The following is a 12371-nucleotide window of genomic DNA, read 5'->3' on the forward strand; positions in this document are numbered from 1 at the left end:
ACGGGCCGAGCCGCGGATGCATCGGGCCAGCCGGCTTCCCCCCGACTGTGTGAGATTTCGTGAGACGTGAGAGGGTGCGGGGCGTGAGTGAGACAGTGCCGAACACCCTGCAATACCGCTTTGACGGGCCAGAAGAGGCCCCGGTCCTGATCCTCGGTCCCTCACTGGGTACCACATGGCACAGGTTGCAGAGACCGTCTACGGGTGTCCACGCCAGTCCATGGTGTGTGCGTTGTAGCAGGTCAGGGCTTTGCGGCCCGGTGGCGTCGGCGTAGTTGGTGACAGACGTGTGACAGGTCCGGTGACAGACCGAGGCCCCGCCGGGGGCATCCTTGGCGGGGCCTCTGCCCAGAGCCGTGAGACGAGTCCTCACCGGAGCGCAGGCGGGCAGGACGGCGGCCCTGACGCTGTCACTGCATGCGGCGCGGGCACCCGTTAACGGGACGGTCGGCTCAAGACCGCCCCGCGCTTGCCCAGCCCCGCTGCACTTCTCACCGCCACGCCGATGACAGCAGAGATACAGAAGTCCGGCTGACGTATCAGAAGTCGAGGTCCAGAGCCTTGACCTTGTCCCGCTCGCGCGTCGGGTGAGAGTCGCTGAAGACGAAGCAGCGAGTGTTCTTCAGAGTGTTGTCCTCCACCTTCGCCGTGGAGAAGATCACCACCGGGACGCGCTCGTCATCCCTGGAGCGGTCCATGAAGTCCGCACGGAAGTCGATGATGGGGGCGTCCTCGCCCCAACGCCCGAGGAAGTCCTCGACAACCGGCTGGTCGGCGTAGATGTGCCGGATGTGGTGGCCGACGTAGGAGGTCGGGTTGTCCGTCGCGCCGACGAGTGCGATGTCCTTCCAGTTCGCGTGCTCGACCGTGCCGTCCTCGGCGATGAGGTGAATCGCGACAGGGCAGGTGTCGTAGTAGGCCTTGAGCAGGTCCACAGACTTCTCGCCGACGGGTACGTAAGCGCTGCTGGGGGCATCAACCTGGTTGATCCACGACTGCGCGGTGGTGGCACCCTGGCCGTCCTGTGGGGCCGGCGTCGGGTGCGAGGTGACCGGGCGGAGTGCCCAGAAAGCGTAATCGGTGCCGCTGACCGCCGCGAAGCCGACGTTGGCGTAGCCGGAGGGGAAGTTCGGGTTGGCGAAGGCCGCGGCAATGTTCTCCACCGGCTTGCCGGCCTGCCGGTAGGCGGCGTAGTCGTTGATGCCGAGTGCGGCCGGGAGGTCCGTGCCCTTGGTGGCCTTCTCGCCCAGCAGCTCGGTGGCTGCCTTGTTGGCGATGACGACCTCTCCGTCGGCGGTGGTGACGATCAGGCCGGGGGATGCCCAGTTGAACAAGTCAAGGAACTGTTCGACGGACGGGTATGCAATGGTTGCGGTCATTTCGATGTCTCTCCTGGTGGGCGTTCAGAGAACCTTGCGGCTGTAGTTGAAAACCTGGCCTGTCGGGCCGTTCGACGGGAACTCGGCGATGGTGGCGATCCATTCCGCGACCGTGCGCGAGGACTTGAGCCAGTCGGTCCCGAAGCCCTCGTTGATCGCCCGGAGGACCTGTTCGTTCACCGCGCTGTCGAGGCCCGCCATTGTCATGGCGGTTGCCACGGGGCCGGGGCGCACTTCGTTGCTGACGATCCCGTCGTCCTTGAACTCGGTGGAGCAAGCCCGCATCAGCGTGGTCATGGCGGCCTTGCTCGCGGCGTAGGCGAAGCGGTCCGCCTGGTAGCCGTTGGCGAGGCTCGCGCCGACGAACGTCAGCGATCCACCGCCGGCCTGCTTGAGCAGCCCGCAGGTGGCCTGCGTCAGGTGGAGCGCGGTGGCCACGTTGACGGCGTACGTGTCCGCCACCGTCTCCCAGGGCAGCTTCGGCAGGTCCACCGGGGCCGGGGAGTAGCCGGCGTTGAGTACGACTGCTTTGACGCCGTGCTCCCTCGCCTGGGGTACGGAGGCAATGGCCTCGTGGACCGCGGTGGCGTCGCGCAGGTCAGCGGTGCGGTCGATGTATGCCTCGTCCTGTGCGAGCCGTGCGTTGCCGCGCCGAGAGAGGCCGACGACCGTGTATCCGCGCTCCAGCATGACCTCGGCCACGGCCTCGCCGATGCCCGAGGAGGTGCCGGAGACGACCGCGATGCGGGCCGGATCCTGCTCCATCAGACGGTCTCGCTCTGCGTCTGGAAGACGGCCTTGTCGATGGCGCGCAGGCTGCGCATCTTGTCGATGGTGATGACGCCCGGTTCCAGCTTGTCGCCGTGGATGCGCTCGATTTCCATCACCATCTGCACGAACTGCAGGCTCGTGACGAGACCCGACTCGATCAGGTCGGTGTCGTGGTCGAAGGCCGGCAGTTCGGCGTGCTGGGCCGTGATCCAGGCATGCAGCTGATCAATCTTGGTGGTCATGGGAGTTCCTTGTCGTCGGCCCGTGTGTACCGGGCGGCTTGAGGTGCTACTTGGTGGTGAACCGGACGGTGAAGTCGACAGGGTGAGCGAAGGCCTGGCTTTCCAGGGCCCGCGAGTCCTGGGTGACCGCGACCTGCGAGCAGCGACCGGCAATCGAGTCGATCAGTACGCCGAACTCCGCCTTGGCCAGCCGCATGCCGGGGCAGGAGTGCGCGCCGGCCGCGAACGGCATGGAATCCTTGTGCGAGCGGGTGACGTCGAACCGGTCCGGATGGGCGAAGATCCGCGGGTCTCGGTTGGCCCCGGCGATGGACGTCAGGACGGCGGAGTGCCGGGGGATGGTCACCCCGGCGATGTCCACGTCTTCCACGGCGAACCGCACGGCGGTCTGCACGGGGGGAAACATCCGCAGGGTCTCGTCGATGAAGGCGTCGCGGACGGTTTCGTCCGCGAGTTCCTCCATGCCGAACATCTGCCGACCCATGCAGTAGACCAGCGAGGTGATGAAGGCGCTGGACGTCTCGGTCCCGGCGATGAAGAACAGCAAAGCGGTCGAGCGCACCTCGCTGTCGGACAAGGTGATGCCCTTGCGCTCTCGTGTCCGCTCGATCTTCTCCAGGAGCGAGTCGCCGTCGCCGGACCGTTCTGCGCGCTGCTCCTCGATGAGTGCCAGCAGTTCGGCGGTGTTGAGGTGGGTCTGCTCCGACTCCACCGTGGGGAAGTCGAGCAGTCGTGCCAGGGGCCTGGTCAGACTGTGGAAGCGGGACTCCAGCTCGCGGTCGATGCCAAGTATCGTGCAGACGATGCCGTACGGGACACGGTGCGCGTACGTGTCGTAGAAGGCGCTGCTCTCCACCCCCAACAACTCGTCGACCAGGGCGTCGACCAGATCGGGCATCAGCTGTTGCTGGTATTCCGCGATCCGGCCCCTGGACAGTGCGGGCGCGAGCAGCGCGCGGAAGGAGCGGTGCTCGGAGCCGTCAGCGTCCAGCACATTGGGACCGAAGGCGCGGGCGGATGCCTTGAGCGGATGTTCCGCGAGAATGTCCGGGTGGGAGAGGGCGGCGCGCACGGCCGCATTTCCGGTAATGGCATATACACCGTCGTGCAGCGAGTGAACGTCGCGCTCGGGAGGCAGATCCCGGTACCAGAAAGGGTTGTCCAGCAGATCCAGTGGGTTTGCGGTCGTGGTTGCGGTCATATGGTGGCGCTCCCCCCGAGAGCGAGCCCGAGGATTCCGGTAAGCAGCCGCATGGCGGCCTGCCATTCATCCGCAGTGAGGCCGAGGGTGCCCGGCGGAGCGTAATAGGCAGTTACGGTGCCGGCGGCGCCATCGGCCCCCTTGAGAGTGGCGCGGAATACGTGGTCGCCGCGCTCCGCGCTGACCGCGTCCGTACAGAGCACGAGGCCGCGGAATTCCACTGCAATTTCGGGGGTGAAGTTGCGACGTACCAGCTCGAAGAAGGCGTTGACGCGGTCTTCGGTTCCGGTGTGCGTGGAATAGCGCTCAAGGAGTGCGGTGGCCGCCTCGTTGACGCGCTCGATACGGCGCTTGGACTGGATGGCGTCCAGTGCCAGGGAAACCTTTGTCTCGGCATGCGTGGTGGCGCTCACGGTGAGGAGTCCTTCCCGTCGGTCAGGCGGTGTAGCCGTACTGCGCGGCCAGCGCCTTTTTGTCGATCTTGGTGTTGTCGAGCAGCGGAATCCGCGGCACCACATGCGTCCTGGCCGGCACCATGTAGGCGGGGAGGGTCTCCTTGAGTTCCGCGCGCAGCCGTTCCTCCGTGAAGCCGGCCTCGGCCTGCTCCGCAAAGAGGATCAGGCGTGGGTTGCCTGCCGCGTCGGGCAGCGGCAGGACCACGGCGCGGGGTGCGCCGAGAACGCGCGCGGCGGATTCGATTTCCGCGGGCTCGATCCGGTGGCCGGACACCTTGACCTGGGCGTCCCTGCGCCCGGCGAAGTGCAGCCTGCCGTCCTCGTCGATGTGCCCGTGGTCGCCGGTGAGGTAGACGCGCCGCGGCTCACCGTCGATGGCGATAGTGGCGAAGACGGCGTCTGTCAGCTCCGGCTCGTTCAGGTAGCCGAGAGCCAGGCCACTGCCGCTGAGAGCGACTTCGCCGATCTCGCCGCGAGGCAGCGTTCGGCCGTCCGCCACGATGTGCACCCCGGTGCCCGGCACCGGCTCGCCGGCCGGGATGGGACGCGCGGAGAGGGCGTCGGCCATGGTGATCCGGTGCGTGGTGGCGAAGACACAGGACTCCACCGGCCCATAGCCGTTGAGCAACGTCATCTCCGGATAAGCGCCAAGCACCTTCTGGCAGCTGGTCGGGGTGGGCTTGTCACCGCCGATCATCAGGCAGTCGAGGCCGGCCAGGCAGTCGATGTCGCCGGCGATCAGCACATCCGCGAGGGCAGGGGTGAGGAAGAGGTGGGTGGCCCCGAAGTCCCTGATGTACAGGCGCAGGTCTCCCGGCAGCAGCACGTCGGCCGGATGTACGAGCAACGTGCCCCCGAGCAGCAGCATGCCCCACATTTCCAGTGAGAAGGCGTCCCAGGCGACGGCCGCCGCGTGGATCATCGCCGGCGCCGGGCCGTAGTCCAGGAACGGCGAGGCGTGGAACAGGCGGGTGGTGGCCTGATGCGGCGACAGCACAGCCTTGGGAGCACCCGTGCTGCCGGAGGTCCAGAACACCGTGGCGCAACTGTCCGCCGGTACCTGAGGCAGCGGGCCGCTCCCCGCCGGGGCGTGGTGCAGTTCGTCCACCGTCAGTATGGGTAGGCCGGCGTTGGCCAGCCCATCGTGCGCTCCCGGATCTGCGATGGCGAGCGGCGCCTCCATGCGACTCAGGAAGTGCTCCAGGCGACGGCGCGGCCAGCGGACGTCGAGCATCCCGTAGGCCGCGCCGGTCGCCAGAATCCCCAGCAGCACGGCGGGGAGCCGAGCGCTGCGCCGGGACGCCACGGGCACGATGTGACCGGGCCCGATTCCGCGGGCGATCAGCTGCCTCGCGATGCGGCGCGAGTCCGCCGCGACGGCCGCGTAGCTGACACTGCGGTCGCCGTCGCGTACCGCGACCCTTTCCGGATGACGGTCGGCCACGTCGTAAAAGGTGCTGTGGATGGTCCGCGGTCGGCATTCCAGGCCGATGCTGCTGGCGCCCATGGCTGGACACCTCCTCCCCGAATTTACTGCTGAGTCAGTTTTGTGGCTACACCTGATGAGGCGTGCTCAGTCGTCGAATTTCATCGACGAGGGCACGAGAGATCCGGGTGCGAGATCCATTCGCGGCGGGGCGGAGAGTTCGAGGAGTACCGCGCCCTTGGGGCCTACATAGGTGGCGGTGTGCTTCTGGCCGGAAGGTATGTAGGCGACGTCGCCCGCGTTCAGCTCGTATTCCTTGCCCTCGCACACGAAGCGGATGGAGCCCTCGGTGACGACCACCCATTGCTCATTGGTGTGCCAGTGCGGCGGCAGGTTCAAATCCCCTTCCTCGCTGGCCTCCACTCGCAGGCAGGACATTTCCTGGCCGTAGGCAAAACGGCGGGATAGGGCGATGCCCTGCGCCGGCAGAACCTCATGGTCATCCCAGTTGATCTTCATTGAATTTCTCCCTCGATGGCACACGTAACCCCTTCAACAGAATGTTGATAGAGGAGCTGAATGAAAGTTACACCGACACTTGTCCGGCGAGTCAAGGCTGTCCGGATCGCGGGCAACCGAGCCTGCATTCACTGCCGTTGGGCAGCTATCCGGCGGCGCCCTCGGCGACGGCGGGCTGCTCCTTGGGGGGCTGTTCCCGCAGACTGGGCTCACGCAGCGTGAACGACAGGATCAGCGGCACGGCGAACACGGCGGGGAGCGTCCACAGTGCGGTACGCAGGCCGCTGGCGTCGGCAAGCCAGCCCAGCAGCGGCGAGCACAGCCCGCCGGCGGCGATGGCCACGCCGAGCGCGAGTCCGCTGGCTGTGCCCGGCCGATTCGGCAGGTAGTCCTGAGCGAGGGTCACCTGCGCCGCGAAGGGCAGGAACATCGCCGCGCCGAAGCAGCCGGCGCAGACCAGCAGAACTGGCAGCGACGGCGCCCAGGCGATCCCGGCCAGTGCGGGCAGCGAGAGCAGGTATCCCCAGCGGATGACGGTCATGCGGCCGTAGCGGTCCCCGAGCCAGCCACCGCCGAGCATGCCGACGGCCTGCGCGGCGACGTACACGGTCAGCACGGTGGCGCCGACGGCCTTCGCCTGGTCCAGGTCGCGCTGTGCATGCAGCGCGACCATGGAATTGATGGCCTGGAACGGGATGGACCACCCCACGATCACCAAGCCGAGCCGTGCGAACGACCGCCAGTCGTCGACCGCGGCGAGCCGCCCCTTCTTGGCCACGGTCAGCGGCTGGACAGGCTCGTGCCCACGCCAACGCATCCAGGGGCCATGGGCGGCCCACAGGATCGCCCAGACGATCGCGGGAATGACGAGCAGCGAAGTTCCGGACAGGCCCGCACCGCCGACCACCAGCGTGACCAGGGACGGCGCGATGGCGCTTCCGGCGGTGCCGCCGACGGCGAAGATGCTCATAGCCGTCTGTGAGGAGCCGCCCGCGGCGCGGGCTTGGCTGGTGGCGGGCGGGTGGTAGGCGGCGATCCCGATCCCGGCCAACGCGAACAGGATCCACGTCAGCACGTACGAATGCACGAGCCCCACCGCCGACACCCCGACCGCGGCGACGCAGAACCCGGTGGGCACGAGCCAGGTGCGGGCGCTGCGGTCGGCCATGATCCCGAACACCGGCTGCGCCACGCTGGACAGCCCACTCGCCGCAAAGGCGAGGCCGGATACCTCGGTGTAGGAGTAGCCCCGCTGCGACATGAGGAACGGCAGTAGCGCGGGCACCGCGCCCTGATACATGTCGTCCACCAGGTGCGTGCTGGTCAGAAAGCCCAGTTGGCCGCGCTTCACGCGCTCGCATCCCCTCGTTCGATGACAGTGATGGGCAGGCCCATCCCCTCCGGTGTTCAGGTTGTCAGACATGTTGCTGGAAGATCAACATCTGTCCGATGGGTGGACTGCACCCTTGCCCGCACGCCGTGTTCGAGCACCTGGGTGTATTGACCCGCAGCGTTGCTCACACGGCTGATCGGTGGCTTTCCTCGGAGTGCGGTGTGGCAGCAGTGATGGTGGTTGTGCAGGAAGTCCGCCAGGGCTGCGGTGCGTTCGACGTTGCTGGTGCGGGGCCGCAGACAGGCCCATTCGTCGAGCAGGGTCCGGTTGAAGCGCTCGGCCTTGCCATTGGTCTGCGGCCGGTGGGCGCGGGTGGGCGTGCCGGACGCGCCGAGTCCGACGAGCGCCTGCCGCCAGGCGAAGCTCTTGCGGCCGGGCCAGGCCTCATCCGCCAGGACGCGTTCGATGCGGAGGATGCCGCAGGTGGCGAAGAAGGCTGCGGCCCGGGTCGGGAAGGCAGCGCAGGTGGCAGCCTTCTCGTCCGGGTGGACCTCGCTGTAGGCCAGGCGGCCGTGGTCGTCGATTGCGGAACGGATGTGCAGTCCAAGACGGTGGTGCGGCGGCGGTCGGGGCGGGCGGCACGGCCGTGGACGTGTCAGCCTCCGCCGTCGAGGATGACGAAGACCTCCGTGCGGGGCGGTCCTGGACAGCTCCACCGCGCCGGAGGTCTTCGCCATGATCAAACCCGACAGGCGTCAACGACGCTCGTGATCAACACACCTGACTGTCGGCAGCGCTGTGGGCCCGGTTGACGGCAGCCATCACCGCGTGGACCGAAGCGGTCAGGATCGAGGTGTCCCAGCCGGCACCCCAGACGTCTTGCCCCGCGGTGCGGCAGTGCGCGTATGCAGCGGCCGGCGCGTCCGGTCCCGTGGTGGTGGCGTGCTCGCTGTAGGTGAGGATGTCGACCGCGATGCCGGCCTGCGCCAGGGCATCGGTCAGGGAAGCGAGAGGGCCATTGCCGCTGCCGCGTACCGGGGTGCGCCCGGACGAGGTCACAACAGTCGCGGTGAACTCGTATGCGGACTGGACCTGTCCGGTGCTCCAGTCCTCCAAGCGGTACGGGCCTTCGTGGGCCGGAGCCAGATACACCTCATGGAACAGCTTCCACAGATCCTCCTCCGACTGCTCCTGCCCGGTGTCGTCGGTCACCCGCTGCACCGCGGTGTAGAAGTCCGGCCGCATTCCGGCCGGCAGGTCCAGGCCGTAGCCGGTCCGCAGGAGGTGGGCCATGCCGCCCTTGCCGGACTGCGAGTTGACGCGGATGACCTCTTCGTACGTGCGGCCGATATCCGCGGGGTCGATCGGCAGGTAAGGCACGTTCCATGGCGCCTGTGCCTCGGCGATGCCCTGCGCTGCGGCATCCTCGCGGTGCCGGATGAGGCCCTTGGCGATGGCGTCCTGGTGAGTGCCGGAGAACGCGGTGTGCACCAGCTCGCCCACGTACGGGTGGCGGACATGCACGGGCATGCGGATGCAGTCCTCGACCGCGTCCTTCACGGCATCGATGTCGGAGAAGTCGACCATCGGGTCGACGCCCTGGGTGTGCAGGTTGAGGGCGAGGGTGACCAGGTCGACGTTGCCGGTGCGCTCGCCGTTGCCGAACAGGCAGCCCTCCACGCGCTGGGCACCGGCCAGCACGGCCAGTTCCGCACAGGCCACACCGGTTCCGCGATCGTTGTGCGGGTGCACCGAGAGGATCACTGCGTCCCGACGCTCCAGATGCCTGGACATGTACTCGATCTGATCCGCGTACACGTTGGGGGTGGAAATCTCCACCGTCGCGGGCAGGTTGACGACAACGGGGCGGTCGGGAGAGGCGTCCCACAGGGCAGTGATGGAGTTGCAGACGTCCAGTACATAGGCCGGCTCGGTGAGGTTGAACACCTCGGGAGAGAACTCGAACCGCACATCGGCGCCGGCCAGCTTCGTCTCGGCCTGGCGCAGCAGGTACTCGGCAGCGCCCAGCATCATGTCCTTCAGCTGCGCCTGGTTGCGGCCCAGCACCACGTTGCGCCACGTCGGAGCGCAGGGCGTGTACATGTGCACCAAGACTCGGGGCAGCCCGACCACGGAGTCCAGGGTGCGATCGATCAGCTCGGCGCGGGCCGGCGTGAAGACGGAGACGGTCACGTCGTCGGGCACGGCGCCGCTGGTGGCGAGGTGGCGCACGAAGTCGAAGTCGGTCTGGCTGGAGGAGGGGTAGGCGACCTCGATCTCCTTGTAACCCATGGCGCACAGGAGGTCGAACATCTTGCGCTTGCGGGCGGTGTCCATCGGCTCGGGCAGGGCCTGATTGCCATCTCGCAGATCAACTGGCACCCACAGCGGCGCCGTCGTCGTCTGCCGGGTCGGCCACTTCCGCTCAGTCTCGGTCAGGGGAACCTCGACCCGTTCGTGCGCGGGGAGGTAGCGGAAGGACGGCATCCGGCCCGGCCGCTGCGGGTTCCACGCCGGAGCGTCGGTCGGCAGCGGTCCAGCGGGTGCATGAATCGTCGGGAACGCGAAATCGGATACGACGGACTCGGACACGGGATTTCCTCAACGTCTCGGTCGGCGGGTTTCGACCGGCGGGCACCAGCAGACTCCGCTGCGGGGTGCCGGTCGGATCAGGCCCCGCAGCGGCAGCCGAGAAGGAGAAGGCCACGCAGCGTCACGCCGGGTAGACTACGCACCTATCAGCTACGCAGACAACCTGAGAGGTGATGTGCCGCTATGGCGCTCGACACGTTGCGACCCAACTCCCTGGTGGATCAGGCGGCCCAACGTCTGGGCGCCGAAATCACCTCGGGGGAATGGCCGGTGGGGGCCAAACTGCCCGGGGAGGTGGCGCTGGCCAAGAGCCTCGGTGTGGGCCGCTCGACCGTGCGAGAGGCCATTCGCTCCCTGGCCTCGGCCGGGCTGGTCCAATCCCGGCAGGGGGCCGGCGTCTTCGTCATCGCCTCCACCCCGCAGGAGGGCTGGCCCGCACAGCTGCGGACGGCCGAGATCACCGAGATCTATGAGGTCCGCGCCATGCTGGAGATCCAGGCCGCCCAGCTCGCGGCGGAGCGCCGCGACAAGGAGGACATCGCCGCCCTCGACCAGGCCATGAAGCAGCGCAGCGAAGCGGCGGCGGGCAGCGACGCCGACTTCGTCGACGCCGACATCCACCTGCACGCCACCATCGTCGCAGCCGCCCACAACAGGCTGCTGACGGGCCTCTTCGCGGAATTCGTGCCGGCCCTGCGGCGTGGGCTCATCGACCTGCTGCGACTGACCGGCGCCCGCTCGGACCAGGCCAACCACGGCGAGGAGGCACACGCCGCGCTCGTCGACGCCATTCGGCGCGGCGAAGCGGACACGGCCGGGCGGTTGCTGCGGGCCGAACTGGACCAGACCCTCGCCCTGCTCCGGGACATCTGAGCGGCGATTCAACCCGACATGACACCAGCGCCGCTGCTCAGGCCGTACCCGCGCACCTCCCCTTCCGAGACTGCTCGGAACGTGCTCTTCTTCCCTCACTCCGGAGGCTCTCCGGCCTCGTATCAAGACCTCTCCGCCGCCCTCTCGCACTCGGGGGAGGTGAACACTGCGGCGGTGCACTACCCCGGGCGGGCGGAGCGCTGCCGGGAGCCGTTCTTCACCAGCGTCCATGCGCTCGCCGATCAGGTGGCCGATGCCCTCCCCGCATGGGCCGACTCCAGACCGACACTGCTGTTCGGGCACAGCCTGGGCGCGGTCATCGCCTACGAGACGATCCGCCGCCTGCCGGCCTCCGGCAACCTGTTCCTGGTGGCTTCCGGCTGCCCAGCGCCCTCGTGGCCCAGCCCCCCGCTCCTGGATGACCGGCCGGAAGGGCTCGACGAGCGCGTCGCCCAGGTGGTCCGGGAACTCGACGGGCAAGCGGCCGAGATGCTCGATCATCCGGTGCTCAGCCAGATGTTCCTGCCCGTCATCCGCGCCGACCTCCTCGCGTATCACCGCTACCGCCCGGACCCCGGAAGCGTGATCGAGTGCCCCGTGGTCGGCCTGCGCGGGCACGACGACGCGCGCACCCCCACCTCGGCGATGCGGGCGTGGGCCAGGCACACCCGAGGAGGCTTCCGGCTGCACGGATTCCCAGGTGGACACTTCTTCGTCCGCGACCATGCTCGGCCCATCGCGGAAATCCTGCGCGCTGCCGTACACGAATGCGATGTCGCATCGTTGCGCACCAGCAGCTTCCGCACACCCTGGATGGTGTAGGTCAGGTGGAGGCGCCGGCCGATCATCGTCTTGATCCGCGCGAGCGTCCACCGCTGGTCCTCCCAGCCGTGCGCGGCAGGCCCGTTGGCCATCTCCTTCTCCAGTTGCGCAAACCGCTTCTCGCTCAGCCTCGGCAGCGACGCAGGCCCCTGCGACCGCAAAGCCAGCGGACCTCTCTCGGGCGGCGACCGCCAGGCCAACGCCGCCCTGCACCGCATCGCCCTCACCCGGCTGCGTCACGACCCGCGCACCCAGGCGTACTGTGAACGCCGCACCCAGGAGGGCAAGACCCGGCATGAGAACATCCGATGTCCCAAGCGGTATGTCGCCCGCGAGGTCTTCAACCTGGTCAGACCGGTTTCCCGCGCCCCCGCGTCATAGGGGCGTCTGTCCGATCCGCGCCGGATCCCCACGACGCGGCGCGTGCAGAAAGCGCTCCTCGCGGCGTCCCGGCAGGCATGGGGCATCTCCGCCGGGTCGGACCGCTCGATGCCGGGCGCGGTGTGCAGTGCCCTGGCCTCCGGGCCGACGGACCGCGTCGCCGGCTGGTACCTGCGGCGCGTCCTGGAGCGCTACCCCGGTGACCCGGTGGCGGGGACCGCCTTCCGCTCCGTACTGGGCCTCTGCGCACCCGTCACCAGCCTGTTCGCCCCCTCCGCGGCCCGTGCCGTCCTCCTCCGGCCGCCCATGCCGACGCCGGCCGAGCCGCCGACGTCACCGGAGGAACCCGGGGCCTGAGGAAGTGCGGCAGCTGATGG

General features: G+C 68.2%; 11 protein-coding genes and 5 pseudogenes. 5 read left to right on the plus strand and 11 right to left on the minus strand.

The genetic code is table 11. From position 1 onward, the window contains the following. Positions 1–83: 83 nt before the first annotated feature. Positions 84–194 (plus strand): annotated as a pseudogene (locus ACIRFH_RS32125) (3-oxoadipate enol-lactone hydrolase); the annotation flags it as partial. A 345-nt stretch (positions 195–539) separates the two neighbouring features. Here the strand turns inward: ACIRFH_RS32125 and ACIRFH_RS32130 are convergent. From ACIRFH_RS32130 to ACIRFH_RS32175, 10 genes and pseudogenes are all read right to left on the minus strand, one after another. Continuing rightward, positions 540–1379 (minus strand): PAS domain-containing protein, encoded by an 840-nt coding sequence (locus ACIRFH_RS32130; RefSeq protein ID WP_403528641.1) that lies wholly within the window; start codon positions 1377–1379, stop codon positions 540–542. 24 nt (positions 1380–1403) lie between these two features. Continuing rightward, positions 1404–2144: an SDR family NAD(P)-dependent oxidoreductase gene (locus ACIRFH_RS32135; protein WP_403528644.1), complete on the minus strand. Its 741-nt coding sequence runs from the start codon at positions 2142–2144 to the stop codon at positions 1404–1406. Continuing rightward, positions 2144–2392 (minus strand): acyl carrier protein, encoded by a 249-nt coding sequence (locus ACIRFH_RS32140; RefSeq protein WP_403528647.1) that lies wholly within the window; start codon positions 2390–2392, stop codon positions 2144–2146. The genes ACIRFH_RS32135 and ACIRFH_RS32140 overlap by 1 nt, the downstream gene beginning before the upstream one ends. Positions 2393–2438: 46 nt before the next feature. Further along, positions 2439–3593 carry a cytochrome P450 gene (locus tag ACIRFH_RS32145; protein ID WP_403528650.1) on the minus strand — a complete coding sequence of 385 codons (1155 nt, stop codon included), beginning with the start codon at positions 3591–3593 and terminating at the stop codon, positions 2439–2441. After that, the gene (locus tag ACIRFH_RS32150; RefSeq protein WP_403528653.1) at positions 3590–4006 is read right to left on the minus strand and encodes a hypothetical protein; all 417 of its coding nucleotides are present in this window, start codon (positions 4004–4006) and stop codon (positions 3590–3592) included. Before ACIRFH_RS32150 ends, ACIRFH_RS32145 begins: the two co-directional genes overlap by 4 nt. 22 nt (positions 4007–4028) lie before the next feature. Continuing rightward, positions 4029–5555, minus strand: coding sequence for an AMP-binding protein (locus ACIRFH_RS32155; protein WP_403528656.1), 1527 nt, complete (start codon positions 5553–5555; stop codon positions 4029–4031). Positions 5556–5621: 66 nt separating this feature from the next. Then, positions 5622–5993: a cupin domain-containing protein gene (locus ACIRFH_RS32160; RefSeq protein ID WP_403528659.1), complete on the minus strand. Its 372-nt coding sequence runs from the start codon at positions 5991–5993 to the stop codon at positions 5622–5624. 145 nt (positions 5994–6138) lie between these two features. Continuing rightward, positions 6139–7344: an MFS transporter gene (locus tag ACIRFH_RS32165; RefSeq protein ID WP_403528662.1), complete on the minus strand. Its 1206-nt coding sequence runs from the start codon at positions 7342–7344 to the stop codon at positions 6139–6141. A gap of 143 nt (positions 7345–7487) precedes the next feature. After that, positions 7488–7925 (minus strand): annotated as a pseudogene (locus ACIRFH_RS32170) (integrase core domain-containing protein); the annotation flags it as partial. Positions 7926–8097: 172 nt separating this feature from the next. Beyond that, positions 8098–9813: a 2-isopropylmalate synthase gene (locus ACIRFH_RS32175; RefSeq protein WP_403528730.1), complete on the minus strand. Its 1716-nt coding sequence runs from the start codon at positions 9811–9813 to the stop codon at positions 8098–8100. A 288-nt stretch (positions 9814–10101) separates the two neighbouring features. Here ACIRFH_RS32175 and ACIRFH_RS32180 point away from each other — a divergent pair, with 288 nt between their 5' ends. Continuing rightward, positions 10102–10791, plus strand: coding sequence for a FadR/GntR family transcriptional regulator (locus ACIRFH_RS32180; protein ID WP_403528665.1), 690 nt, complete (start codon positions 10102–10104; stop codon positions 10789–10791). Positions 10792–10809: 18 nt separating this feature from the next. Beyond that, a complete protein-coding gene (locus tag ACIRFH_RS32185) occupies positions 10810–11613 on the plus strand; it encodes a thioesterase II family protein (protein WP_403528667.1) in 804 nt (267 codons plus the stop codon). Positions 11614–11621: 8 nt separating this feature from the next. On the opposite strand, the pseudogene ACIRFH_RS32190 reads toward ACIRFH_RS32185, so the two are convergent. Then, positions 11622–11831, minus strand: a pseudogene (locus tag ACIRFH_RS32190) (transposase); the annotation flags it as partial. Between ACIRFH_RS32190 and ACIRFH_RS32195 the strand changes: the two are divergent. Continuing rightward, positions 11794–11994 (plus strand): annotated as a pseudogene (locus ACIRFH_RS32195) (IS110 family transposase); the annotation flags it as partial. The pseudogenes ACIRFH_RS32190 and ACIRFH_RS32195 overlap by 38 nt on opposite strands. Before the next feature lie 6 nt (positions 11995–12000). Beyond that, positions 12001–12351 (plus strand): annotated as a pseudogene (locus ACIRFH_RS32200) (monooxygenase); the annotation flags it as partial. Positions 12352–12371 lie beyond the last annotated feature (20 nt).

This window comes from Streptomyces sp. NPDC093586 (assembly GCF_044764905.1).
In the GTDB taxonomy this organism is placed as follows: Bacteria; Actinomycetota; Actinomycetes; order Streptomycetales; family Streptomycetaceae; genus Streptomyces.

Excerpts from the sequence above, each read along its gene's own strand:
- ACIRFH_RS32135 (WP_403528644.1), bottom strand. The coding sequence starts at position 2,144 with ATGGAGCAGGATCCGGCCCGCATCGCGGTCGTCTCCGGCACCTCCTCG.
- ACIRFH_RS32145 (WP_403528650.1), bottom strand. The coding sequence starts at position 3,593 with ATGACCGCAACCACGACCGCAAACCCACTGGATCTGCTGGACAACCCT.
- ACIRFH_RS32130 (WP_403528641.1), bottom strand. The coding sequence starts at position 1,379 with ATGACCGCAACCATTGCATACCCGTCCGTCGAACAGTTCCTTGACTTG.
- ACIRFH_RS32180 (WP_403528665.1), top strand. The coding sequence starts at position 10,102 with ATGGCGCTCGACACGTTGCGACCCAACTCCCTGGTGGATCAGGCGGCC.
- ACIRFH_RS32140 (WP_403528647.1), bottom strand. The coding sequence starts at position 2,392 with ATGACCACCAAGATTGATCAGCTGCATGCCTGGATCACGGCCCAGCAC.
- ACIRFH_RS32155 (WP_403528656.1), bottom strand. The coding sequence starts at position 5,555 with ATGGGCGCCAGCAGCATCGGCCTGGAATGCCGACCGCGGACCATCCAC.
- ACIRFH_RS32185 (WP_403528667.1), top strand. The coding sequence starts at position 10,810 with ATGACACCAGCGCCGCTGCTCAGGCCGTACCCGCGCACCTCCCCTTCC.
- ACIRFH_RS32160 (WP_403528659.1), bottom strand. The coding sequence starts at position 5,993 with ATGAAGATCAACTGGGATGACCATGAGGTTCTGCCGGCGCAGGGCATC.
- ACIRFH_RS32175 (WP_403528730.1), bottom strand. The coding sequence starts at position 9,813 with ATGCCGTCCTTCCGCTACCTCCCCGCGCACGAACGGGTCGAGGTTCCC.